The 24,793-nt window shown below is 65.3% G+C and carries 19 protein-coding genes, 1 tRNA gene and 1 riboswitch; of the genes, 9 read left to right on the top strand and 11 right to left on the bottom strand.

Going from position 1 to position 24,793, the window contains the following annotated elements:
* Window positions 1-133: 133 nt before the first annotated feature.
* The 8 genes from cobJ to AruPA_RS10660 form a co-directional block, all read right to left on the bottom strand.
* Window positions 134-892, bottom strand: a complete 759-nt coding sequence (gene cobJ, locus AruPA_RS10695; protein WP_265636679.1) for a precorrin-3B C(17)-methyltransferase — start codon at window positions 890-892, stop codon at window positions 134-136.
* Complete coding sequence (locus AruPA_RS10690) at window positions 889-1,614, bottom strand: precorrin-2 C(20)-methyltransferase (protein WP_265636678.1); 726 nt, start codon at window positions 1,612-1,614, stop codon at window positions 889-891. Before AruPA_RS10690 ends, cobJ begins: the two co-directional genes overlap by 4 nt.
* Window positions 1,611-2,240 carry a precorrin-8X methylmutase gene (locus AruPA_RS10685; RefSeq protein WP_265636677.1) on the bottom strand — a complete coding sequence of 210 codons (630 nt, stop codon included), beginning with the start codon at window positions 2,238-2,240 and terminating at the stop codon, window positions 1,611-1,613. Before AruPA_RS10685 ends, AruPA_RS10690 begins: the two co-directional genes overlap by 4 nt.
* Window positions 2,237-3,355, bottom strand: a complete 1,119-nt coding sequence (locus AruPA_RS10680) for a precorrin-3B synthase (protein ID WP_265636676.1) — start codon at window positions 3,353-3,355, stop codon at window positions 2,237-2,239. Before AruPA_RS10680 ends, AruPA_RS10685 begins: the two co-directional genes overlap by 4 nt.
* Complete coding sequence (gene cobN / locus AruPA_RS10675) at window positions 3,352-6,717, bottom strand: cobaltochelatase subunit CobN (RefSeq protein ID WP_265636675.1); 3,366 nt, start codon at window positions 6,715-6,717, stop codon at window positions 3,352-3,354. The genes AruPA_RS10680 and cobN overlap by 4 nt, the downstream gene beginning before the upstream one ends.
* A 2-nt stretch (window positions 6,718-6,719) precedes the next feature.
* Window positions 6,720-7,763, bottom strand: coding sequence for a cobalamin biosynthesis protein CobW (gene cobW / locus AruPA_RS10670; protein ID WP_265636673.1), 1,044 nt, complete (start codon window positions 7,761-7,763; stop codon window positions 6,720-6,722).
* Window positions 7,760-8,146: a DUF1636 domain-containing protein gene (locus tag AruPA_RS10665; RefSeq protein ID WP_265636672.1), complete on the bottom strand. Its 387-nt coding sequence runs from the start codon at window positions 8,144-8,146 to the stop codon at window positions 7,760-7,762. The genes cobW and AruPA_RS10665 overlap by 4 nt, the downstream gene beginning before the upstream one ends.
* Before the next feature lie 148 nt (window positions 8,147-8,294).
* Window positions 8,295-8,494, bottom strand: a riboswitch (cobalamin riboswitch).
* A gap of 291 nt (window positions 8,495-8,785) precedes the next feature.
* A complete protein-coding gene (locus AruPA_RS10660) occupies window positions 8,786-11,965 on the bottom strand; it encodes a type ISP restriction/modification enzyme (RefSeq protein WP_265636671.1) in 3,180 nt (1,059 codons plus the stop codon).
* A gap of 173 nt (window positions 11,966-12,138) precedes the next feature.
* On the opposite strand from AruPA_RS10660, the gene AruPA_RS10655 reads away from it, so the two are divergent.
* Window positions 12,139-13,005 carry a GNAT family N-acetyltransferase gene (locus AruPA_RS10655; protein WP_265636670.1) on the top strand — a complete coding sequence of 289 codons (867 nt, stop codon included), beginning with the start codon at window positions 12,139-12,141 and terminating at the stop codon, window positions 13,003-13,005.
* Window positions 13,006-13,234: 229 nt separating this feature from the next.
* Here AruPA_RS10655 and AruPA_RS10650 read toward each other — a convergent pair whose 3' ends face one another.
* On the bottom strand, window positions 13,235-14,329 hold the full coding sequence (locus tag AruPA_RS10650) for a DUF563 domain-containing protein (RefSeq protein ID WP_265636669.1): 1,095 nt from the start codon (window positions 14,327-14,329) through the stop codon (window positions 13,235-13,237).
* Window positions 14,330-14,622: 293 nt separating this feature from the next.
* On the opposite strand from AruPA_RS10650, the gene cobU reads away from it, so the two are divergent.
* Genes cobU through AruPA_RS10635 form a run of 3 tightly spaced genes read left to right on the top strand, consistent with a single transcriptional unit; the run spans window position 14,623 to window position 17,193 of the window.
* Window positions 14,623-15,123 (top strand): bifunctional adenosylcobinamide kinase/adenosylcobinamide-phosphate guanylyltransferase, encoded by a 501-nt coding sequence (cobU, locus tag AruPA_RS10645; protein WP_265636789.1) that lies wholly within the window; start codon window positions 14,623-14,625, stop codon window positions 15,121-15,123.
* Window positions 15,124-15,130: 7 nt separating this feature from the next.
* Entirely contained in the window at window positions 15,131-15,733 is a 603-nt protein-coding gene (gene cobO, locus AruPA_RS10640; RefSeq protein WP_265636668.1) for a cob(I)yrinic acid a,c-diamide adenosyltransferase, read from the top strand.
* Window positions 15,733-17,193 carry a cobyric acid synthase gene (locus AruPA_RS10635; RefSeq protein WP_265636667.1) on the top strand — a complete coding sequence of 487 codons (1,461 nt, stop codon included), beginning with the start codon at window positions 15,733-15,735 and terminating at the stop codon, window positions 17,191-17,193. Before cobO ends, AruPA_RS10635 begins: the two co-directional genes overlap by 1 nt.
* On the opposite strand, the gene cbiB is transcribed toward AruPA_RS10635, so the two are convergent.
* Entirely contained in the window at window positions 17,177-18,154 is a 978-nt protein-coding gene (cbiB, locus tag AruPA_RS10630) for an adenosylcobinamide-phosphate synthase CbiB (protein ID WP_322784398.1), read from the bottom strand. The genes AruPA_RS10635 and cbiB overlap by 17 nt on opposite strands.
* A 3-nt stretch (window positions 18,155-18,157) precedes the next feature.
* Here cbiB and cobD point away from each other — a divergent pair, with 3 nt between their 5' ends.
* Both cobD and AruPA_RS10620 read left to right on the top strand, forming a co-directional pair.
* Window positions 18,158-19,240: a threonine-phosphate decarboxylase CobD gene (gene cobD, locus AruPA_RS10625; RefSeq protein ID WP_265636666.1), complete on the top strand. Its 1,083-nt coding sequence runs from the start codon at window positions 18,158-18,160 to the stop codon at window positions 19,238-19,240.
* 27 nt (window positions 19,241-19,267) lie between these two features.
* A complete protein-coding gene (locus tag AruPA_RS10620; protein WP_265636665.1) occupies window positions 19,268-20,038 on the top strand; it encodes an enoyl-CoA hydratase in 771 nt (256 codons plus the stop codon).
* Between the two features lie 19 nt (window positions 20,039-20,057).
* On the opposite strand, the gene AruPA_RS10615 is transcribed toward AruPA_RS10620, so the two are convergent.
* Window positions 20,058-20,129, bottom strand: a tRNA-Gln gene (locus tag AruPA_RS10615).
* Between the two features lie 125 nt (window positions 20,130-20,254).
* On the opposite strand from AruPA_RS10615, the gene AruPA_RS10610 reads away from it, so the two are divergent.
* The 3 genes from AruPA_RS10610 to AruPA_RS10600 all read left to right on the top strand — a co-directional run bounded on the left by AruPA_RS10610 (window position 20,255) and on the right by AruPA_RS10600 (window position 24,616).
* On the top strand, window positions 20,255-21,457 hold the full coding sequence (locus AruPA_RS10610) for a pyridoxal phosphate-dependent aminotransferase (RefSeq protein ID WP_265636664.1): 1,203 nt from the start codon (window positions 20,255-20,257) through the stop codon (window positions 21,455-21,457).
* A gap of 542 nt (window positions 21,458-21,999) precedes the next feature.
* On the top strand, window positions 22,000-23,892 hold the full coding sequence (locus AruPA_RS10605) for a ribonucleoside-diphosphate reductase subunit alpha (protein WP_265636663.1): 1,893 nt from the start codon (window positions 22,000-22,002) through the stop codon (window positions 23,890-23,892).
* Between the two features lie 76 nt (window positions 23,893-23,968).
* Complete coding sequence (locus AruPA_RS10600) at window positions 23,969-24,616, top strand: hypothetical protein (protein ID WP_265636662.1); 648 nt, start codon at window positions 23,969-23,971, stop codon at window positions 24,614-24,616.
* Window positions 24,617-24,793: the final 177 nt, after the last annotated feature.

The raw sequence follows: 24,793 nt of genomic DNA, 5'->3' as shown, positions 1-24,793 counted from the left end.
TTTTTGAAAAAAAAGAAGCAAAAAAACTTTGATCCATGGGGCCCGTGCCGCTGAAACCGCCCGTGCCCCGGATAAACAAAAGTTTTTTGCTTCTTTTTTTCAAAAAAGAAGTCTTCCCCTACCCGTCCCTGCCTCACCCCACCCCCCGCGGCGTATAAACCCACGGCGCCCCCGCCTCACGCGCCACCATCCGTGTCGCCGCACTGCCCACCAGCACCAGCGTCCGCATATCCGCCAGCGCCGGGTCCGCCGCATCGAGCCGCACCACCGTCACCGCCTCATCCGCCCGGCTCACGGCGGTCGCAAAAATCACCGGCACCGATCCCGGCAGCACGCCGCGCAGCACCTCGAAGCACCGCCCGATCTGCCATGGCCGCGCCCGCGACGCCGGGTTATACAGCGCGAGCACGAACCCCGCGCCCGCCGCCGCGACCAATCGCTGCTCCACCAACTCCCAGGGTTTCAGATTATCCGACAGCGAGATCGCGCAAAAATCATGCCCCAGCGGCGCGCCGACCCGTGCCGCCACCGCCAGCAGCGCCGAAATCCCCGGCACCACGCGCACGTCCAGCGCCCGCCAGGCCGCCTCGCCATGATCGATCGCCTCGAACACCGCGCTCGCCATCGCGAACACCCCGGCATCACCGGATGACACCACCACCACCACCCGCCCCGCCGCCGCAAGCGTCAACGCATGGCGCGCCCGGTCCAGCTCCACCCGGTTATCAGTCGGGTGCTGCACCACGCCCGGCCGCGCCGGCACCCGCGCCAGATACGGCCCATAGCCGATCAGATCGGTCGCTTCCGCAAGCGCCGCCGCCGCCTGCGGCGTCTGCATCGCCGGATCGCCAGGCCCCAGCCCGACCACGATCAACCGCCCCGCTCCGCTCATCGAATGCCCTGCCGCCCTGGCACCAGGATCATCGAAAAATACGGCGCGGTCGGTGTCACCAGCGCCCGCAGCGGCACGATCCGCTCCCCGCTCATCGTGCCCCGCTCGACATACACGGCCCGGTCGATCACCCCCGCCCGCTCCAGCGCACGGCGGATCTTCTCCAGATTCCGCCCCACTTTCATGATCACCGCCGCCTCCGCGCCCGCCAGCCTTGCGACCAAATCGGCCTCGTCCAGCGTGCCCGGCAGAATGCTCAGCACGTCATCGCCATGCACCATCGGCAGCCCGGCGCGGCTCCAGCACCCGCTCATCCCCGCCACCCCCGGCACAGTCTCGCTGCGATAGGCGCGCGCCAGCCGGTCGAACAAATACATCGCCGAGCCATAGAAAAACGGGTCGCCCTCGCACAGCAGCGCAACATCGTCGCCACCATCCAGCGCCGCCGCGACTGACTCGGCCGATTTGCCGTAAAAACAATCCATTGCAGCCCGATATTGCGGATCATCATGCGCAACTTCCGTGGTATACGGATATTCGAACCGCAACTCCGCCGCCCCCGCCCCGATCAGCGGAGCCGCGATGCCGCGCGCATGGCCAATCCGCCCGCGCTTGGCGAAAAACGCCACCACCGGCACCGCAGCCAGAATCCGCGCCGCCTTCAGCGTCACCAGCTCCGGATCACCCGGCCCCATCCCGATCGTATAGAGCGTGCCGGTCATTCAACCGGGCTCGCCAGCGCATTCACCGCCGCCGCCGCCATCGCGCTGCCGCCGCGCCGCCCGGTCACGATCACGAACGGCACCGCATCCTGCGCCGCCAGTGCCGCCTTCGATTCCGCGGCACCCACGAAACCCACCGGCATGCCGATGATCGCGGCCGGACGCGGCGCGCCACGGTCGATCAATTCCAGCAGATGAAACAGCGCGGTCGGCGCATTGCCGATCGCCACCACCGCCCCGCCCAGCCGCTCACCCCATAAATCGAGCGCCGCCGCCGAGCGCGTATTGCCGATCGTGGCCGCCAGCGCCGGCACCGCGGCATCGCGCAGGGTGCAGATCACCGAATTCCCCGCCGGCAGCCGCGCCCTGGTGATGCCATGCGCGACCATTTCGGAATCGCACAACACCGGCGCCCCCGCCCGCAACGCAGCCGCCGCCGCATCGGCGAACCCCGGCGAAAATCGCAGATCCCGCACGACATCGACCATGCCGCACGCGTGGATCACCCGCACCGCCACCAACGCCTCGCCCGGCGTCAACCCGCCGAGATCCGCCTCGTCGCGGATGGTCGCGAACGAGCGCGCGTAAATCGCCGCGCCATCGCGAATGTAATCGTAATCACTCATGCCAACGCACCGGCGTGCAGCCCGAACTGCGCGACCACATCGGCCAGGGCGAGGCCCTCCCGCACCGGCGCATCGCCCGCCCGCCCATCCACCACCACATCATACCGCCCGTCCCGCCCGACCAGCGTCAGCGCCGCCGCCATCGGATGCGCGCACCCCTTGGCGCAGCCCGAAACATGCACATCGCCATCAGCCCCGAAATGCGCCGCCAGCACCGCCGCATCCGCCCGGGTATCCGTGCTCGCCGCCGCACAACCGCGCCGCCCGATACACGCCCGCACCGCAGCCCCCGCCGGCGCATCGGCATAGGCATCGGCATGCACCCCCGCCAGCATGATCACCCGCCACGGCGTCAACCGCAGCACGCCATCCCCCGGATCAGCCCTATCCGCGATCGCCCGCAACCGCGCCGCGTCCATCGCCCCGAACGGCACCGAAACCATCGCAACACCCGGTATCCTGTGCACAGGCACCGCCGCACCGACCCGCACCGCAGCCGCCGCCCCCGGGCCTATCGCGCGCATCCGCGCCACGCCCGCCCGCAGCCAGTCGCGCAACCACCCCTCGACCACGCCGACCACCGCATCGGTCGCACAAACCACCGCGTGCGGATCACCATCCCGCCGCAGCACCCAGCCCGCGTCCCGCATCGCAGGGACAGCCGCCGTAATCGCGATATCCGCCCCCGTCGCGCCCAGCCCCGCCGCCCCGCCGGCATCGAGCGTGATGAAAAACTTCTCCGCCCGGCCGCTCACCGCCGGCAGCGCCGCGATCACCGCGCCCAACCCCGCCGCCAATACCTCACCCGCCGGATGCGCCGCCGGATCGACCCCGAGCAACGGCGCCGTCAGAAGCTGCGGCCGCCGCGCCGGCTGGTCCAGATGCCCGATCATCGCCGCCGCCGCCACGGCCGATGCCGCGCTGAACCCGCGCAGCTGCAGATTGCCCCGGCTGGTGAGCTCGATCGCGCCATTGCCGTGCCGCGCCGCCGCATCGGCGACCAACCGCGCCTCGGCCGCGCGCAACCGTGCGAGACGCGGCCGCAGCCGCACCAGCAGCCCATCCGCCGCCGGCATCGGCTCGGCCAGGCTCGGGCACCAGCCGCGCAGGCTCACGCCCCCGTCTCCAGCACGCGCGCGACGTCATTGCGATGCGGATGCCACAAATCCCGCCCCCGCGCGTCCGCCAGACGCGCGATGATCGCCGCCCGCGCCGCCGGATTCTCCCGCCGCAGAAACCCATCCACCGCCGCATCACCCAGCATCGCATCGAACACCAGATCGAACTGCGCATCGAACCGCGCCGGCATCGTCGCGGCAAACCCGTGCAGCGCCGCCACCCCGCGCGCCATCTCGGCCCCGCCGCGATAGCCATGCCGCATCATCCCGGCAATCCAGCGCGGATTGGCCAGCCGCCCGCGCACGATGCGCGCCACCTCCTCGGCCACCAGCCGGCTGCGCGGCGCATCCGGGCGCGACCCATCCACATGATACAGCGCCGCCTCACCCCCCAGCATCGCCGCCGCCGCGGCAAACCCGCCCTCATGCGCCGCATATTCCGGACCATCCAGAATATCGGTCTCGGCATGATCCTGCTGATGCACGAACGCCCCGGCCCTGCGCACCAATGCGGCGAACCCTGCAGCATCGGCCGCGCCATCCAGCCCCTGGCCGTACGCGCTCGACGATGCAGCGAGATACGCCCGCCCCAGTTCGTCGCGATCCCGCCAGCCGCCGCGCGCCAGCCGATCCGCAACCCCGCTGCCATAATCCCCTGGTGCCGCGCCATAAATCCGCGCCGTCGCCGCCCGGAACGCCGCGCCGGTCAAGTCCCGCGCCGCCGCCAGCGGGTTCCACGCCACCGCCTCATCCCGCACCGCCACCGCCCGCACCGCCGCATCGAACAGTGAAATCTGCATCTCGAACGCATCGCGAAACAGGCCGGAAATCCGCAGCGTCACATCCACCCGCGGCCGATCCAGCACCGCCAGCGGCACGATCTCGAACCCGCTGACCCGCCCGGTCCCCGCGTCCCAAACCGGCGCAACACCGAGCAATATCATCGCCAGCGCCAGGTCCTCGCCACCGGTCCGCAGGCTCGCGCTGCCCCATAAATCGATCACCACCGCCCGCAGATCATCGCCCTGATCCTGCCGATGCCGCGCCAGCAGTACGTCCGCCGCTTTCGCCGCCAGCGCCATCGCCGAACCGGTCGGGATCATGCGCGGATCGAGCGTGGTCAGATTGCGCCCGGTCGGCAGCACGTCCGCCCGCCCCCGGCTCGGCGCCCCGGCGGGCCCCGGCGCCACGAACCGCCCATCGAGCGCCGCCAGCAACGCCGCCCGCTCGCCGCCGCCCGACCCATCGAGCCGCGCCGCCAGACCATCCACCGCGGGGCACGCCGCCGTCAGCGCAGCCAGCATCGCGGCCCGGCCGCGCGGCGCCCGGCCGTACACATGCAGCCCATCGCGGATCTGCAAATCCTTGAGATCACACAAATACGCATCGAGCCGCGCCAGCGCCACATCCTCATCCGCCCCCGGCGGCACGCCGCATTCCGCGAGCCACCCGCCATCCGCCGCCTGCTCGATAATCTGGCGCCGCAACAGCGCCGCGCGCCTGCGATCCAGCCCATCGGCTGCGGCATATTCATCGATCAGCCGCTCCAGCGCAGCACTGTCCGAACCCGCCGCCACCAGCGGCGGCGTCAGATGCCCGATCGTCACCGCCCCCAGCCGCCGCTTCGCCGCCGCCGCCTCGCCCGGATTGTTCACGATGAACGGATAAATCACCGGCAACCCGCGCAGCAGCGCCACCGGCCAGCACGCGTCCCCCAGCGCCGCCGCCTTGCCCGGCAGCCATTCCACCGTGCCATGCGTGCCCAGATGCACCAGCGCATGCACCCCAAGTTCACGCCGCAACCAGATATAGAACGCCACATAGGCATGGCACGGCGGCAGCGCCGCATCGTGATACCCCGCTTTGCGATCGGTCAAACTCCCCCGATCCGGCTGCACCGCCAGCACAATCTGCCCGCACCGCACATGCCGCAGCCGGAACACCCCCGCCACCACCGCGGCATCCGCCTCCGGCTCGCCCCAGGCCGCCAGCATCTCATCGCGCAACGCCGCAGGCAGGTCCGCGAAATACCGGCGATAATCCGCCACCGCGAGCACCGCACCCGGCGCGTCGTGGCACAATCCCTGCACCAGCGCCGCCGCATCCACCGGCGCGCCGCACGCATACCCGGCACCCGCCATATCCTCGATCATCGCGGCCAGGCTCGCGAAACAATCGAGCCCCACCGCGTGCCCGACCTCACCCGATCCCGCCCCATCCACCCCGGGATAATCCGAAATCACCACCGCCACCCGCCGCTCGGCCACGCCCGCCCGCGCCAGCCGCACCCACCCCGCCGCCCGATCCGCCGCCAGCGCCACCCCCGCCGGATCGGGCCGGTTGACCACCCGGGCAAACTCCAGCCCCGCAACCTCCTCCACCGCCGCCTTGAACGAAATCGCCGTGGTCAGCAGCCGCCCATCCAGCTCCGGCAACGCCACCTGCATCGCCAGATCCGTCTGCGAAACACCGCGAAACCCCGCCCCGACCGCATCGAACGAAGCCGACAAAATCACCTGCAGCACCGGCACGTCAGCCAGGTCCAGCACGAACCCCGCACCCGCCCGCGCCGCAAACCCCGTCGCATTCAAAACGATCGCCGGCCGCACCACCGCCAGCCGCGCCGCGATGAAATCCGCCGCCGCCGTATCCTTCAAGCTCGCGACGAACCAAATCTCCACGGCCATCCCGCGCGCCGCCAGCGCCGCCGCCAACGCCTCGCCCGGCGCGGTATCCCCCGCCAGCACGTGCGACCGATACACCACCACAACCGCCACCGGCCGCCCGTCTGCCGCCGCCGGCGCCCCGAACACCCCCGCCGCCGGCAACGCCACCGGCATCGCCCCGGCATCCGCACCCAAACCCGCCAGATGCGCCGCCAACCCCAGCGCCGCCGCCATGTTCGCTGTCCCGCCCTCGCGCAGAAACCCCGCCATCCGCGCCCGCATCGCCCCGCTCACGGTCGACATCGCAGCGAGCCGCGCATCCACCCGCCCGTCTCCCTCGATCATGATCAGCGCGATCCCGCCCGCCCGGCACACCTGCGCCACCTCCGCGCAGCCATACGCCCAGTAATCCACCCCGCCGAGAATGCGGATCACCACGCACCGCGCCCGCGCGATCACCTGCTCGACGTACAAATCCACCGAAAGCGGGTGGCGCAGCCGCACCAGATTCGCCAGCCGCAAGCTCGGCCGCTCGTGGGGCCGGCCCTCGCCCATCGCCTGCCAGGCCTGCGCCATCCCGCCCAGATCACTGTCGGAAAACGACAGCATGACAACATCCGCCGCACTCTGCCCCAGATCGACCGCGGCCTCCTGATCATCCAGCGTCGCCGTCTCGCGGACGAGCAGATGCATCGCTACGCCGCAACCGTCTCAGAGCCGATCGCCGCCTCGATCGCCGGCCGATCCAGCCCGCTCAGCCCGATCACCACGATATCCCCGCGCCGCACCTCGCCCGCCGCCCACGCCCGATCGAAATGCCAGGTGAACCGCGCGCCCACCCCCTGCACCGCCAGCCGCATCGGCTTGCCCGCGATCGCCGCAAACCCCTTGATCCGCAGCACGTCATGCGCCGCCGCCACCGCGCGCAGCCGCGCGATCAACCCATCGACATCGCCCTGCACCCCGATCCCCACCGAAAAACTCTCGAAATCATCATGCTCATGCGCGCCGTCCTCGGCATCGTGATGCGACGGCCGCGCCGCCAGATCCGCCTCCGCCGCCGCCCCCAGCCCGAACACCACCGCCGGATCAAGCTGGCCCTGCCGCGCCGCCACCAGCTTCACCGCCCGCGGCAACGCCGCCGCAATCCCCGCCCGCACCGCCGCCAGCGCGTCGCCCGACAGCAGATCCGCCTTGTTCAGCACGATCAGATCCGCCGCCTGCAACTGATCCTCATAAACCTCGGCCAGCGGATTATCATGATCGAGCGAAGGGTCCGCCGCCCGTTGCCGCGCCACCGCCGCCGGATCATCGGCAAACCGCCCCGCCGCCACCGCCGGCCCATCTACCACCGCGATCACCCCATCCACCGTCACCCGCGTGCCGATCCCCGGCCAGGTGAACGCCTTCAGCAGCGGCTTCGGAATCGCAAGCCCGGACGTCTCGATGATAATGTGCTCCGGCGGCAACGCCCGATCGAGCAGCGCCGTCATGGTGGGAATAAAATCCTCCGCCACCGTGCAGCACAGACACCCGTTCGCCAGTTCGACAATATCCTCATCGCCGCACGCCTCGATGCCGCACCGCCGCAGCGTCTCGCCATCCACCCCCAACGCCCCGAACTCGTTCACAATCACCGCAATCCGCCGCCCGCCCGCATGCGCCAGCAGATGCCGCAGCAGCGTCGTCTTCCCCGCCCCCAGAAACCCCGTGATGATCGTCGCCGGCACCTTGCTCATTCCGCAGCCTCCCCCATCCCCGCATCGAACGCCGGCACCCGGCCCACGATCATATCCCGAAGCGAAGCCGCCCGGCGCGACGGCATGATCGTCCCGCTGCCCGACGCCACATACGACCGCGCATAATCCATCAGATCGCCCGCCATCGCCGGCCGCAACCCGCCCAACAGATAACTCCATTTCCCCGGCATCGAAATCGCCGCCGAACACCCGTGCGCACACATCGCCAGGCACTCGACCCCGCGCAGCACAACCGGCGCCCCCTCGGCGCACGCGGCAAGTGCGGCATACAAATCCGCCCCCATCGGCACCCCGCCGGGCTCCAACGGCAAACCAGCCCGGCACGTGATACAGACATGCAAATGCGCAACCGCGTCAGTCATCGAACCCCCGGACGGAACCCTCCGCCATGCATCAGGCAACGATCACTGACCGTCCCGGCCCGCCAGAACGGCAAACCGAAAGACGACGTTTTCACGCGTCGCTGTCATCAGGACACCCCGCCCGAGACACGTTCAGCCCAGCCAGACATCACGCCCGGCCGCAGATGGCAGGTCTCCTGGCTCACAACGCCGGGGATCACTCCCCATGGTTCCCATCGCCTTCCCGGAAAACACCCAGTGGCAAATGGACGGAAACCGCGCCGCTTACAGTTGCGGGGGCAGCCGTGGCCTCACACCACGTTCCCTATTCACCTCCCTCGCGGAAGGACCATCACAGTCTAGTCATACAAGCCCCGCCCGACGCCTGTCAAAACGATCGCGCGCAAGGCAAGGCAAGGCAAGGCAAGGCCTTCTTTTTTGAAAAAAAGAAGCAAAAAACTTTTATAAATCAAACCACCCAGACCCGTAGGGTGGGTATCCCTCAATACCCACCACCCACACCCAAAACCCCCGCCCCGTCATCTCGCGAACGAAGCGCGGCAATCCAGCCCCGCTCCACCCCGAATCGTAGGGTGGGTATCCCTCGATACCCACCACCCACACCCCGTCATTGCGAACCAAACGCGACAACCCAGCCCATCACCCCACACCACCCAACCCGAACGCCCGCACATAAACCTCATCGATCGCCGCCATCGCCTCGATCGTCGCCCCCAACGCCCCCACAATCCGCTCCACCTGCGTCACCTCATCCAGACTCAACACCCGCCCCTTGCGCGACTTCAAATACTTCTCCAGCACCTGATACCCACCAATCTGAAACCCCCACACGTCCGCCGCGACCGGCGCAAAAAACTGCCCCGCATTGATGTAAACCGCCGCCTCCGCCGCCACATAACGCGGCGTCTCGACCAAATTGTCGCCCTGCCCCCGATACTGCGCCAACCGCCCCGCCGGCCGCACCTTCAACAAATGAACCTGCGCCAGATCCCACCCCAGCCCGGCAAGCAACTCGAACTGCGCCCGCTCCGGTGCCAACGGGATTCGCGGAAAATCTCCCCGCAAAAACTCAGCATAGCGGCTCCGATAAGCAGGCGCATGCAGCACAGCATAGACATATCCAAAAATCTGCTCTGGCGTGATTTTTACTTTACCAAAGCGTGCGATTAGTTCAGAACGAAATGCGGGAGCGATATTTTCAGAGCGTTCTGTATTCGAAAGCCAATCCATGGTACCTGTGCGCACAGTTTTTTTGCTGCCGGCGCTTTGCTCAGAGATTGAATAAAGAAAGAGCGGAAACAAAAAGCCATTATTTGAAGTAGTGGGAGACATACAGATAACTTCAGTAATACTATCGCAGACTTGAACATGCTTAAAAGTTTCGCCCTTGGTCAGCCTCGATGTGATAAGTCCAATGTTATCCTGCAGCATGTGACGCATAACGTTCGATCGAGGATAACAATGAAATCCACGCGAATGGCCAGTAAAATAAGTCCATCGAGCATCAAAGGGTCTATAGAGAACTTGCCTAGCTAACGCCGTCGTTATTCCGGAGTTGACCACATCTGCTTGGGCCCAAGCGACCCGCCAATCCCGCACGTCCTTTCCGAGCCCATAATGCTCCCTCGCATCCTCCGGACTACGCTCCGAGAAATCCCGCACCACACGCATGATATCCTCGCGTGAAAACTGGATCGCCAGATTGTCGCGCGCCGTCACGATACCAACGCTGTTGACCGGAAAAATATCCCCGACCGCTGGAAACGCACGATATTCCAACGCCAGAACGGCGTCGGCCGTCTCGAACAAATAAAACGGCTTTGCCGGCACCACCTCCCGCCACTCGACACCAGCAAACGCCGTCCGCGCCAGAGCCTCATATTTCGCCAGCCGCATCCCGAACAAATCAGCCCGAAACACCTTCCGATCCGTCGCATGGCGCGATTTCACGAACAGAGAAATCGCCACCCCCTGCTCGATATCGAAGACATTCTCGTCTTTCGATCCGTCCGGCGCCTGTTCCTTCTTCTTCGCATTGCCATGCAGATCGAGCACATAAATCCGGTCGAAACTCTTCATCAGCGACTGGCGCATCCCCCGGAACGTCGGGTTGTCGAGAAAGGAATGATTGGTGATGATGCCGACAATCCCTTCCGGAACCGCATCGATCTTCATCTGCGCGAACCGGATGAACTTCACATAATCATCGTTCAACCACTTCGGATTCTTCTCGCCCAGCTTCTCGCCATCAACCATCTTGTAGGCATCGATTGCGCGCGCAATCCATTCACCTTTGTTGCGCGAATGCCCCGAATACGGCGGATTTCCCGTAATCACCAGGATCGGCTGATCCTTCACCGTTTGCGCCGCCGCCGCCTCGTCACTCAATGCCGGAAGCAAAAAATTGGCCTGCGGCGCGATCGGCTCCAACGTATTCGTCAGATAAATCCGCAACCGCTCAGCACCGCCCAGCGCGATCCCTTTGTCCTTCAAATACTGCGACAATTTCAAATGCGCGATCGTATACGGCGCGATCAGATACTCGAACCCGAACACGTTTTTCAGCACATGCTCACGCACCAGCATTTCCCGCTTGGCCTGACCATCGCCGATCGTCTCGAACATCCGTTCCAGCGCCTCGAGCAGAAACGTCCCCGTCCCGGTCGCGAAATCCAGCAGCGTCACCCGCCGATGATCCGCGAGCCCATCCGCAATCCCGAATTCCGACCGCAGCAGATCATCGATCGCCCGGATAATGAAATTCACCACCGGCGGCGGGGTGTAATACACCCCGCGCGACTTGCGCAGCTTCGCATCATACCGCGCCAAAAAATCCTCATAGAAATACACGAACGGGTCCCGCTCGAACAAACGATGCTCCGCCTCCGAATCCGCCCGCACCGCCCGCCGGATCGCCCGCCGGTTCGAAAAACTCAAATCCAGCCGGATCGCCGCCAGATCGAGCCCGTTCATAATCGATAATATCTCCTCGACCAGCCAACGAATCGCCCCGTAATCCGCCGACCGCAACTCGCCGATGAAATCGATCAACTCACGAATCAGCGGAAACGCCCCCGGCACGAACTGGCGCGCATTATCCAGCGTAATCGTCTCATCGGTGTTCAACCGCGCCAGGAACAACCCATAGGCCAGCATCTGCGCGAACGCATCGGCAAATTCGCCAAGTTCCAGATCATGAAAAACCTGCACCCGGAACGCGTTGAACAGCCCATACAACCGCCCCTGCTGCTGATGCGCCGCCTGATGCGCCAACGCCTCCGCCAACCCGTCGCGCAACAAATGCGATCGTGTCGCCAGCGCCGCCGCCAGCGCCTGCGCCCGCGCAATCCCCGCCGGCGGCTGCGAAAAAAATCCGCCGATCAACCGCCCGACCACCGCCGCCCGATCGGGATTGAGCCGGTACTTGCGATTATCAAGATCATCGGCAAACGCCAGCGATTCCCGCTCGATCCCCTGCGGCCCAATCCAGATGAAATGCAGATAATCAGTGAGCAGAATATTGTCCGAAAGCAGCCGGTATTTCTTGATTTGCGCCGATTTCAGCACAGCATCCAGATTTTCCCCGATCGTCTTGACTTCGACATAGCCAAGCACCGCGCCGCCACTGGTTATCTTGAAATCAGGCGACCCCTTGTCGTCCTGCCGCCGTGGCTCATGCTGCACCACAACCCCTGTCCGTCCAAACGCCGCCAGCAACGCCTCCAGCGCACCCCGGTCGGTATGCTCGGTCTTGTCATCCAGCGGCACACGGCGAAGCGCATCGAAATAAGTCTGAAAACGCTGGTCCACCTGATTCATGCCGTCCGCCCCCCGTTAGCAAATCATGCTGACCGCTTTCCCCCGCAACGGCAACCGTGTCCCGGCTCTCGCACCGCCCAACCGGCGCTCACGCGTGCTTCGCCGATTGATCCAAATCCCACCAGCACCCCAACACCTTCCACCTCCAACCACCAACCGTCATACTCCACCCGATGACCGACCCCGCCCCCATCCACGCCCCCGACCTTTGCGCCCCCGAACTCCGCGCCCCAGAACTCCGCGCCCCAGAACTCCGCGCCCTCGAAGAACGTGCCATGAACGCCTGGCCCGCCCTGCAAACCATCCTGCACGGCGGCTGGGTCATGCGCCTGTCCGGCGGCCACACCAAACGCGCCAATTCGGTCAACGCGCTCGACCCGGCAACCCCGTTCGAAACCCTGCGCGCCGCCGCCGAACGCCTCTACGCCCGCCAGAATTTGCCCGCCATCTTCCGCCTCTCACCCCTCGCCGGCCCCGCCATCGACCAGGCTTTGGCAGATGCCGGCTACACCAGATCCGACCCCTCGCTGGTGCTCCACGCCGCACTGCCCGCGATGCAACCCAAACCCGCCATCGACCCGGCGATCGAAATCGAAATCGCGCCATCCCCCTCAGCCGAATGGCGCACCGGATCAGCCGAGGCCAGCAACATCCCCCCGCACCACCGCCCGATCCACGACCGCATGGTCGCCGCCATCGCCCTCCCCGCCGCCTTCGCCACCCTCCGCATCCCCGGCCACCCCGCCGGTCGCACCAACAACCACGCCCAGGGCCGTACCAACCACCGCGCCATCGGCTTCGGCCTCGCCGTCCACGAACGCGGCGCCATCGGCCTGTTCGACATCGTGATAAACCCGCCCGATCGCGGCCACGGCCACGGCCGCCGCCTCACCACCGCCCTGCTCCACTGGGGCCACCAGGTCAGCGCCCACACCGCCTACCTCCAGGTCACCGCAGCCAACCACCCCGCCAGAACCCTCTACCAATCGCTCGGCTTCCAGCCCGCCTACCCCTATCACTACCGCATCCGGCAACCCTGACCCGCCACAGTCGCCCGGCAAACCTCAAAACAAATCACCCGAAACATCACCGCGCCATCCTGCCCTCATCCAGCGGTCAGCCCCATCCCGGTCGCCCCGCCCGCCTCATCGCAAAATCCGGACCGCCCGCCACCCTCACCCCCAATCGCCCCCTCAATCGCCCCCTCAATCACCCGTCCCCGCTTCATATCCATCCCAACCCACGAACAGGGCGAACCAGTCTCCCGCCTCATCGATGTGCAAGAATCATCTCGATCCGGTCCTTGATCAGCGGAATATCGACCGCCCAGCTCCGCGCCCGTCGGTTCAGGATATCGGCCTCCAGACCCGTTCGACCCAGATCGGGAACCGGATCAGGCTCGAATTGATCGGCCCAGTAATGCATCCCGCGGGCCTGGGCGATGCCATTGAACACATTCGGCATGAAATGGCTCGGGAACAACTCGTACAGAACCGTCCCGGGTCGGCAGAACGCGATATTCACCAACCCGGCGCCATGAGCACCGATGATCACCGATGCCGAGCCGAACATCTCGACCTGTTCCTCAAACGACATCTTGCTGCAAATCACCGGGATCACCCCGAATCCCGCGAGCATCTCGATCAGCGCCAACTCGTTGCGCATGCTGCGCGCGGTGACGTCCTCGCGCGAGATGTAAATCATGGGGCGGGGGCGATCGGTCAGAAACGAGTTTTGCCGCCACAACGGATCGACGATCGCGTTATACATCGGCTGGCATGCCATCTCGACGCCCCCGGAATGTTCCGTCAACAGCGACGAAATCGTGATATCGTCGCAAAAGATCGCCTCATTGTCCTCGACGAACTTATGATCGGGCAAATCCCGCAGCACATGGTGCAAACTCGACCGTTGCGCCGCCAACGACGTTTTCGGCAGCAGCAGCACCGACGATGCGAATTCAGGATCGGCCATGAAATGAAACAGCGCCGGCAGAACCTGGTCGATCCAGTGCCCGTAATTGGCCTCTGCCCAACGAAAAAAGATCGAAAAAACCCGCCGCCCCCTGATTTCGAACGAGGGTGACCGCGACCGCGCCCGTGCCACCGACTCCTCATTCGCGTAGAGCAATCCGGCCGTCTGCGGCAGCAGACGGCCCTGATTGAACAGACAGCCGCTGATCGAATCGAACACCGCGCCGCGCACCCGCGTGTGCTTGACGGCCCGCGTCGCGGTCCTCGCCGCGAACCGCGCGCGCGTCGCGCTGCAATTCATCGTCTCACCCAGATGGATCGACCCCGCCGGCGCAAACGCACTGCTCGGCATCACGATCTGTTCGTCCCACCACCCCGCCTCGCCCATCATCCATCAACCTCATCAAATCGTCGCCTTCGCGACGGTCCAGGCCGTCTCTCCGTCGCGCGCCGCGCACACCTGATGTCGATACCGCGAAATGATTAACGATCGATGAACATCGCGCGCCATCGCGCACCAATCTGCCAGACAACGCCACCCCCACGGCAGTCCGGCCGCACCAAGTCCGCGCATGCACACCACCAACCCGTTGTCCCAACCCGTTGTCATAGAATAACGTCCACGGCTTCCAGCCGTCTCCCCCTTGCGCTACGCCATCCCAAACCGCGCAAGGAACCCCGCCCATTCCCACCACCCTCATCCTCGGCGGCGCCCGCTCCGGCAAAAGCCGCCACGCCGAAACCCTGCTCGCGTCGCACCAGCCCCCCTGGCACTACCTCGCCACCGCCCAGGCGTTCGATGCCGAAATGCGCGAGCGGATCGCCCTTCACCAGACCCGCCGCGACCATAACTGGCACACCACCGAAGCCCCGTTCGACCTGATCACCCCGCTCCAAGCCGCCGGCACGGCCCCGGTCCTGATCGATTGCCTCACCCTCTGGCTCACCAACCTCCTCCTCGCCGAGGCCGATCTCACCGCCGAATCCGCCCGCCTCACCACCGCAATCGCCGCCCGCGCCGCCCCCACCATCCTGGTCGCCAGCGAAGTCGGCCTTGGCATCGTGCCCGAAAACGCCCTCGCCCGCCGTTTCCGCGATGCCGCCGGCCTGCTGCACCAACGCATCGCAGCCGGCGCTGACCACGTCATATTCATGGTCGCCGGCCTGCCCCTGACCGTGAAATGAACCGCACATGAGCGAAGACGAAACCCGCCACCGCGCCAAAATGGCGAAACGCAAAGCCCTCCAGGATGCCGAGGTCGCAGCCAAAACCATCGAAAAAGGCCTGCTGATCGTCAACACCGGCCCCGGCAAGGGCAAATCCACCGCCGCCTTCGGCCTCGCGCTCCGCATGATCGGCTACGGCCGGCGCGTCGCCATCGTCCAGTTCATCAAGGGCGCCTGGGCCACCGGCGAACGCACCGCCCTCGCCCGGTTCGACGATCTGGTAACCTTTCACACCATGGGCGAGGGCTTCACCTGGGAAACCCAGGACAAAGCGCGCGACATCGCCGCCTGCCAGCGCGCCTGGGCCACCGCCGCAACCCTTCTGGCCGACCCCGAAATCGCGCTGGTCATTCTCGATGAGCTCAACATCGCACTCCGCTACGATTATCTTGCGCTCGACCCCATCCTGGCGGCCATCGCCGCCCGCCCGCGGCCGATGCACGTCGTCATCACCGGCCGCAACGCCAAGCCGGCCCTGATCGAAGCCGCCGATCTGGTCACCGAAATGACCGCCACCAAACATCATTTCGCCGCCGGGGTAAAAGCCCAGCAAGGCATCGAATTCTGATGGCGCGCGCCCTGATGTTCCAAGGCACCGGCTCCAGCGTCGGCAAATCCACCATCGTCGCCGGCCTCGCCCGCGCCCTGACCAATCGCGGCCTGCGCGTCCTGCCGTTCAAACCGCAGAACATGTCGAACAACGCGGCCGTCACGCCGGAGGGCGGTGAAATCGGCCGCGCCCAGGCGCTCCAGGCCCGCGCCTGCCGCGTTGCCCCCAGCGTCCACATGAACCCGATCCTGCTGAAACCCCAAAGCGAAACCGGCAGCCAGATCATCGTGCACGGCCGCATCTTCGGCACCGCCAAGGCGCGCGACTACCAGGCGCTGAAACCGCAATTGATGCCCCATGTGCTCGAAAGCTTCGCGCAACTGCAATCGGGCGCCGACCTCATCCTGATCGAAGGCGCCGGCAGCGCGTCGGAAATCAACCTCCGCGCCAACGACATCGCCAACATGGGCTTCGCCCGCGCCACCGGCAGCCCGGTCATCCTGATCGGCGATATCGATCGCGGCGGCGTCATCGCGAGCCTGGTCGGCACACAAACCGTGCTCGATCCGGCGGACGCCGCGCTGATCGCCGGCTTCATCGTCAATAAAATGCGCGGCGACCCCACCCTGTTCGCCGACGGCATGGCCGCGATCGCGCGCCACACGCCCTGGCGCCCGCTCGGCCTGGTCCCGCATTTCGACAGCATCAGAAACCTCCCCGCCGAAGACGCGGCAGACCTCGCCGCCAACGCACCCCACCGCACCGGCGCCACCCTGGTCATCGCCGTGCCGATGCTGCCCTGCATCGCCAATTTCGACGATCTCGATCCGCTGCACGGCGAACCCGATGTCGATCTGCGCTTCATTCCGCGCGGCACGCCGCTGCCGCGCGCGGCCGATCTGATCATCCTGCCCGGCTCCAAAGCCACCATCGCCGATCTCGCAACCCTGCGCGCCGAGGGCTGGGACATCGACATCCGCGCCCACCACCGCCACGGCGGCGCCCTGCTCGGCCTGTGCGGCGGCTATCAGATGCTCGGCCGCACCATCGCCGACCCCCACGGCATCGAGGGTCCGCCCGGCAGCGCCCCCGGCCTCGGCCTGCTCGATATCGAAACCATCCTCGCCGGCGACAAACGCCTCACCGCCGCCACCGGCCGCCTCATCCCCGAATCCGCCGCCGTCACCGGCTTTGAAATGCACATCGGCCAGACCACCGGCCCTGCCACCGCCCGCCCGCTGCTCCACCTCGCCGATGGCCGGGCGGATGGCGCGCAATCACCGGATGGCCGGATCGCCGGCACCTATATCCATGGCCTGTTCACCGCCGATCCCGCCCGCGCAGGCCTGCTCCGCCGCTACGGCGCCACCCCCGCGGTGCGAAATTTCGAAGACGAGATCGACGCCACGCTCGATGCCCTGGCCGCCCATCTCGAAACCCATATCGACATCGACGCCCTGCTCACGCTGGCCCGATGACCACCGCCAGCAGCCACACGACGCCGATCTGCACCCACGCCGCAACCCGCACCAGCCGCAACGCGCGCTCGATATCCGCAACCCCCGCCGCCGCCCGCCCCGCGCCCATCCAGGCATCATCGACGCGGATGGCGCCATAAACCCGCGGCCCCGCCAGCCGCAGCCCGAGCGCGCCAGCCATCGCCGCCTCCGGCCAGCCCGCGTTCGGCGAGCGATGCTGGCCCGCATCCCGCCGCACCGCAGCCATCGCCCCGCGCGCGCTCGCCCCCGGCACAACCGCCGCCGCCACCACGAGCCACAGCGCCGCCAGCCGCGACGCCGGCAGGTTGATCACATCGTCGAACCGCGCCGCGGCCCAACCGAACGCGCCATGCCGCGGTGTCAGATGCCCGATCATGCTGTCCGCCGTGTTCACCGCCTTATAAAGCGCGATCCCCGGCAGTCCGAACACCGCGCACCACAAAGCCGGCGCCACCACCCCATCGGAAAAATTCTCCGCCAGACTCTCGATCGCCGCCCGCGCCACCCCCGCCGCATCGAGGCTCGCCGGATCGCGCCCGACGATATGCGACACCGCCACCCGCCCCTCCGCCAGCCCGGACCGCAACCCCACCGCCACCGCCCACACATGGGTGATCAGACTGACCGATGCCAGCAACGCGCTGGCCAGCACCCCGATCACCACCATCCCCACCGCGCGCGGCACCAGCGCGAACACCGATGCCTCGATCAGCCAGCACGGCAGCCACGCCGCCAGCCCCAGCACGACCAGCGCCGCCACCCCCAGCCAGCGCCGCCGCCGCGCCCCACCCCGGTTCAGCCCCGCATCGAGCCGCGCGATCAGCGCCCCCGCCCACATCACGGGATGGCGGATCAACCGAAATATCGTATCGGGATAACCGATGATGGCCTCGATCGTGAGCGCCAGGGCAGCGATCGGAACCGTGAGCATCAGATCCATGGCATGCAGACCAGCAGTTTCATCGGCGCCGTCGATATCATGAGCCGGCACACGGCAACAGAACGCCCCCTCCTGCACGGCGGCCGGCGCGAGGCGATGCGCCAGGCCTACCCCGCCGCGCCGCAACCCTGGATCGACCTGTCCACCGGCATCAACCCGATCCCCTACCCGGTCCCAACCCTGCCGCCCGACTGCTTCACCCGCCTGCCCGACCCCGAAGCCGCCACGCGCCTCGAATCCATCGCCGCCGCCGCCTATCGCGTGTCCGACCCCGCGATGGTCGCCGCAGCACCGGGCACGCAAATCCTGATCGAACTGCTCGCCCGCCTGCTGCCCCGGCCGCACATCGCCATCCTCGGCCCGACCTACGCCGAACACCAGGCCGCCTGGGCGCGCGGCGGCGGCAGGGTCGATCTGATCCACGACCTCGATGCCCTGCCCGCACCCTCGTCACTGGTGCTCTGCAACCCGAACAATCCGGATGGCCGGATCATCCCGCCCGCCCGGCTCCGCGCCCTGGCCGATCATCTCGCCGCGCGCGGCGGCCTGCTGGTGATCGACGAAGCCTTCGCCGACCTCGCCGGCCCCGCCACCAGCATGGCAGAATCCCTGCCGCATCCCGCCATCGTCATCCTGCGCTCGTTCGGCAAAACCTACGGCCTGGCCGGCATCCGGCTCGGCTTCGCCCTGGCCGATGCCCCGCGCGCCGCCGCCATCCGCACAGCACTCGGCCCCTGGGCGGTCTCAGGTCCGGCGATCGCGATCGGCACGATCGCCCTCGCCGATCCCGCCTGGCTGACCGCAACCCGGCACCGCCTGACCCGCGCCGCCGCCACGCTCGACCGGCTGCTGACCGATGCCGGCATGACCCTCATCGGCGGCACACCGCTCTTCCGCCTCGCCGCCACCGCGTCCGCGTCCGCGTGGCACGATCGCCTCGCCCGAGCCGGCATCATGACGCGCCGGTTCGACGACCAGCCCGCCTGGTTGCGATTCGGCCTTCCCGCCGGCCGCGCCGCCTGGGCACGCCTCGCCGCCGCCCTGTCGAACGATCGCGCCCCCCTGGCCAACCACCCCGATCAATGAAAAAACACCAGCCGAACGGAGACCGCCATGACCTATGAAATGATCATCACCGAAACCCACGGACGCGTGGCCCAGATCACCCTCAACCGCCCGCGCGCCCTCAACGCCCTCTGCGACCAGTTGATGACCGAACTCGCCGGCGCCCTGCGCGCCGCCGACGCCGATCCCGCGATCGGCGCCATCATCCTCACCGGCTCGCCCCGCGCCTTCGCCGCCGGCGCCGACATCAAGGAAATGCAGCACAAGACCTACCCCGATACCGCGCTCGATGATTTCATCGGCAGGAACTGGGAAGTCGTCACCACCATCCGCAAACCCGTCATCGCCGCGGTCGCCGGCTACGCGCTCGGCGGCGGCTGCGAACTCGCCATGATGTGCGACATGATCATCGCGGCCGACACCGCCCAGTTCGGCCAGCCCGAAATCAACCTCGGCGTCATCCCCGGCGCCGGCGGCACCCAGCGCCTCACCCGCGCGATCGGCAAATCCAAGGCAATGGACATGATCCTGACCGGCCGCATGATGGACGCAACCGAAGCCGAGCGCGCCGGCCTGGTCAGCCGCATCATCCCCGCCGCCGACCTGCTCGCCGAAGCGCACAAGATCGCGGCCACCATCGCGTCACTCTCGCCGGTCGCAGTCACAATCGCCAAGCGCAGCATCAACCGCGCGTTCGAAACCACCCTCGCCGAAGGCATCGCCTACGAGCGCGCCACCTTCCTCGCCCTGTTCGGCACACCCCACCAGCGCGAAGGCATGACCGCCTTCATCGAAAAGCGGAAACCCGACTTCATCTGACCAATCATGAATGAACCGGCTGGGGAGGGAGGATTCGAACCTCCGCATGGTGGAATCAAAATCCACTGCCTTACCGCTTGGCTACACCCCAATCCGTGTCGCTCTGATATGGGTTTGCGCGCGGCTCGGCAAGACCCGCACGGCAGATGTTGCATCCACGCCATATTCAACCCCGCGGTTTCCCGCTAAATCCGACCGGTCTTTGGGAGCACGAACATGGATTTGATTGCCGCACGCCTCAACCGCATCAGCCCGAGCCAGACCATCGCCATCTCGACCAAGGCGCGCCAGCTCAAGGCCGCGGGCCGCGACATCATCAGCCTCTCCGCCGGCGAACCCGATTTCGATACACCCGCCCATATCAAACAGGCCGCCATCGCCGCGATCGAACACGGCGACACCAAATACACCGACGTCGCCGGCACCATGGAACTCCGCCGCGCCGTCGCCGCCAAATTCAAACGCGATTCCGGCATCGACTACAAACCCGAGGAAATCATCGTCTCGACCGGCGGCAAGCAGGTGATCTTCAACGCCATGCTCGCCACCATCCAGGCCGGCGACGAAGCCATCATCCCCACCCCCTGCTGGGTCTCCTACCCCGATATCGTCCAGCTCGCCGAAGGCAAACCCGTCTTCGTCCCCTGCAGCCAGAACCACGGCTTCAAACTCCGCGCCGAAGACCTCGAAGCCGCGATCACCCCGCACACCAAATGGCTGATCCTCAACTCCCCCTCCAACCCCACCGGCGCCGCCTACTCCGCCGAAGACCTCCGCCCGATCTGCGACGTGCTGCTCCGCCACCCCCACGTCTGGATCTTCACCGACGACATCTACGAAAAACTCACCTACGACGGCTTCAAGGGTGCCACCATCGTCGAGGTCGAACCCGCCCTGCGCGACCGCACCGTCACCATGAACGGCTGCTCGAAAGCCTACGCCATGACCGGCTGGCGCATCGGCTTCGCCGGCGCCCCGCTCGCCCTGATCAAGGCGATGGACAAACTCCAGAGCCAGTCCACCTCCAACACCTCCTCGATCAGCCAGGCCGCCGCCGTCGCCGCCCTCAACGGCCCGGAAGACGACATCGAAATCATGCGCAACACCTACCGCGACCGCCGCGACCTCGTCGTCGCCATGCTGAACGACGCGCCAGGCCTCACCTGCGGCACCCCCGAAGGCGCCTTCTACGTCTTCCCCTCGATCCACGGCTGCCTCGGCAAAACCACCGCAGGCGGCACCAAAATCACCGACGACGAAACCTTCGTCACCGCCCTTCTCGATGAACAGGGCGTGGCAACCGTCCACGGCAGCGCCTTCGTCTACCCCGGCTACTTCCGCGTCAGCTACGCGACCAGCACCGAAGCCCTGCGCGAAGCCTGCACGCGCATTCAGAAGTTCTGTTCGGAGATGAAGTAAGCAAGCCGATGGGCAGAGCCCTTGCGAAGCCCATCACTTTCCAGTCACCAATAAAACAAGTTAAGCAAGGCGTTCTTTTTTATAAAAAAGAACCAAAAAATTTTTTGACTCTGCTTCCCGGCCCTGTCGCGGTCAGAACCTCGCAATCCAGCACCGCAGGATGGGCAGAGCCCTTGCGAAGCTTATCGCCTGCCGGTCATCAATAAAACAAACCAGGCAAGACGTTCTTTTTTGAAAAAAAGAACCCGCCCCCGACCGGCCGGCAATCGCCAGAGCCCTCCCACCGCCCGCAGTGTCAAAAAGTTTTTTGCTTCTTTTTTACCAAAAAAGAAGTCTTCCTTTACCTTCCCCTACCCAGCCCTCCCCACCAACGCCCCCCTTGCCTTCCTCCCCCACGCCCCATACAAGAACAAACAACGAACAACCCCCATCGACTCGGCGCAAGCCAATTTTCTGATAAAACTTCATCTAGTAGCGATTGCGCGATGCCCTCCCAATATGTTGTTATACCCTCCGCCGCACCGATTGGAGTCTCCGCTGCAATGAACGTCATGACCCGTGCCGACCAGGCTCTGCTTGAGCCCACCCTGCTGGAAACCGACATCCAGCTTCAGGGCCGCCACCAGATCAAGGTCGACCGCTCCCGCGACGCGCTCCTGACCGATTTCGGCCGCGCCACCCTCGACGATCGCTACCTGATGCCCGGCGAATCCTACCAGGACCTGTTCGCCCGCGTCGCCTCCTTCTACGGCGACGATCAGGCCCATGCCCAGCGCCTGTACGACTACATCAGCAAGCTCTGGTTCATGCCCGCCACCCCGGTGCTCTCCAACGGCGGCACCGCGCGCGGCCTGCCCATCTCCTGCTTCCTCAACGAAGCCTCCGACTCCCTCGAAGGCATCGTCGATCTCTGGAACGAAAACGTCTGGCTCGCCTCCAAGGGCGGCGGCATCGGCTCCTATTGGGGCAATCTCCGCTCGATCGGTGAAAAAGTCGGCCAGAACGGCAAAACCTCCGGCGTCGTCCCCTTCATCCGCGTGATGGACAGCCTCACGCTGGCCATCAGCCAGGGCTCGCTGCGCCGTGGCTCAGCGGCGGTCTATCTGCCCATCAGCCACCCGGAGGTCGAGGAATTCATCGAAATCCGCCGCCCCACCGGCGGCGATCCCAACCGCAAGGCCCTCAACCTGCACCACGGCATCCTGATCTCGGATGCGTTCATGCGCGCCGTTGAAGCCGACGACCAATGGTCCCTCACCTCACCCAAGGACGGCGCCCACGTCCGCCACGTCTCCGCCCGCGCCCTCTGGGTCCGCATCCTCACCGCCCGCATCGAAACCGGCGAGCCCTACATCATCTTCTCCGATCATGTGAACAACGCCCGCCCCGAGCACCACAAACTCGCCGGCCTCGAGGTCAAAACCTCCAACCTCTGCGCCGAAATCACCCTCCCCACCGGGCTCGACCAGCACGGCCAGCAACGCACCGCCGTCTGCTGCCTGTCCTCGATCAACCTCGAAACCTGGCTCGAATGGCACGATAACCCCCAGTTCATCGAGGACGTCATGCGCTTCCTCGACAACGTGCTGCAGGATTTCATCGACCACGCGCCCGATTCCATGGCCCGCGCCAAATACGCCGCCATGCGCGAACGCTCGGTCGGCCTCGGCGTCATGGGCTTCCACTCCTTCCTCCAGGCCCTGAACATCCCCTTCGAATCCGCCATGGCGAAGGCCTGGAACATCAAAATCTTCAAACACATCCGCGCCGGCGCCGACCGCGCGTCACAGACACTGGCAAAAGAGCGCGGCCCCTGCCCGGACGCCGCCGAGTACGGCGTCATGGAACGCTTCTCGAACAAAATGGCAATCGCCCCCACCGCCTCAATCTCGATCATCGCCGGCAACTCCAGCCCCGGCATCGAACCCATCGCCGCCAACGTCTTCCTGCAAAAAACCCTCTCCGGCAGCTTCTCCGTCCGCAACCGCCACCTCCAGCAACTCCTGGCATCCAAAGGCCGCGACGACGACGCCACCTGGTCCAACATCACCGTCACCAAAGGCTCGGTCCAACACCTGGACTTCCTGACCGACGACGAAAAATCCGTCTTCAAAACCGCCTTCGAACTCGACCAGCGCTGGATCATCGAACACGCCGCCGACCGCACCCCCTACATCTGCCAAAGCCAGTCCATCAACGTCTTCCTCCCCGCCGATGTGAATAAGCGCGACCTCCACCAAATCCACTACCAGGCCTGGAAACGCGGCGTTAAGTCGCTGTACTACTGCCGCTCCCTCTCCATCCAACGCGCCGACAGCATCAGCGAAAAAGTAGAACACCGCACCCACCTCGAAGCCGCCAACAACACCGCCCACATCCCCCTCGCGGCAGCGGCGAGTACCACGAATTATGAGGAGTGTTTGGCCTGTCAGTAAGGCGAGGGCTTCGCCCCTCGACCCCACTGGGGCCTTAGGCCCCAGACCCCTTAATTGAAAATATTGGCGACAACGTATGACGCGAGTTAGATCAGATTTAGTTGTTCTAGAGGGAAAATGGTGGCCAAAGAAAAATATTACGGTAAAACCTGTATTTGATGTGTTAGTTGATTTGATCTTTGGTAACCAGCATGATTATTACTACGAGATGTTCTCTACGTATAATGCTCTTTCAAGTATCTTAAATAACAATGTGAACTCTGGAAGAGGCGGTCGATATCTTTACATTGCCTCACATGGCAACGGGGAAAGTTTGCAGGGATCAGCGGAAGAAATAAAAATTTCAGATTTTAAAAAAATAACTCGAAGTCTTGCCTCGTCGTACAGAGGCATTTATTTTGGTTCATGTCTTTTCGGGAATGAACGCAATGCGAAAATGATACTTGAATCGAATCACAATATTCGTTGGGTAGCCGGTTTTGGAGAAACCGTTGATTGGATTCAATCGACCGCATTAGATTTTGTTTTTTGGAATATATTATTGAGTCTGGTTTATAACGATGAAGAATTAAAAAGAAATGACGAGCGAGCAACAACTTCATTGGACAAAATAAATAAGACATGCTCAAAAATGAATGAATATACTCCCGGACTCGTAAGAGAACTGAAGTTTCAGGTATATATAAGGAATGGTAATGAAATTCGGTCAGGGTTTATGGAATAACGCCGACAATAGGTAGCAACGAGTCGGAAGTAGTCGGATAAGCAAGCCGTAGCAACCATTAATTCATCGCCTGCCCCCGCCTTTGATTTGTCCTCTCCTCCCCCAAGTCTGCCGCCGTGCTCGGTCTCGTCAAGCACGCTTCGCGCCGCTACGCGGTGGGCTGCGCCCATGCTTGAC

Origin of the sequence: Acidiphilium sp. PA (assembly GCF_026191915.1) — a bacterium.
GTDB lineage: Bacteria > Pseudomonadota > Alphaproteobacteria > Acetobacterales > Acetobacteraceae > Acidiphilium.
This window is presented reverse-complemented; position numbering and strand designations above follow the sequence as displayed.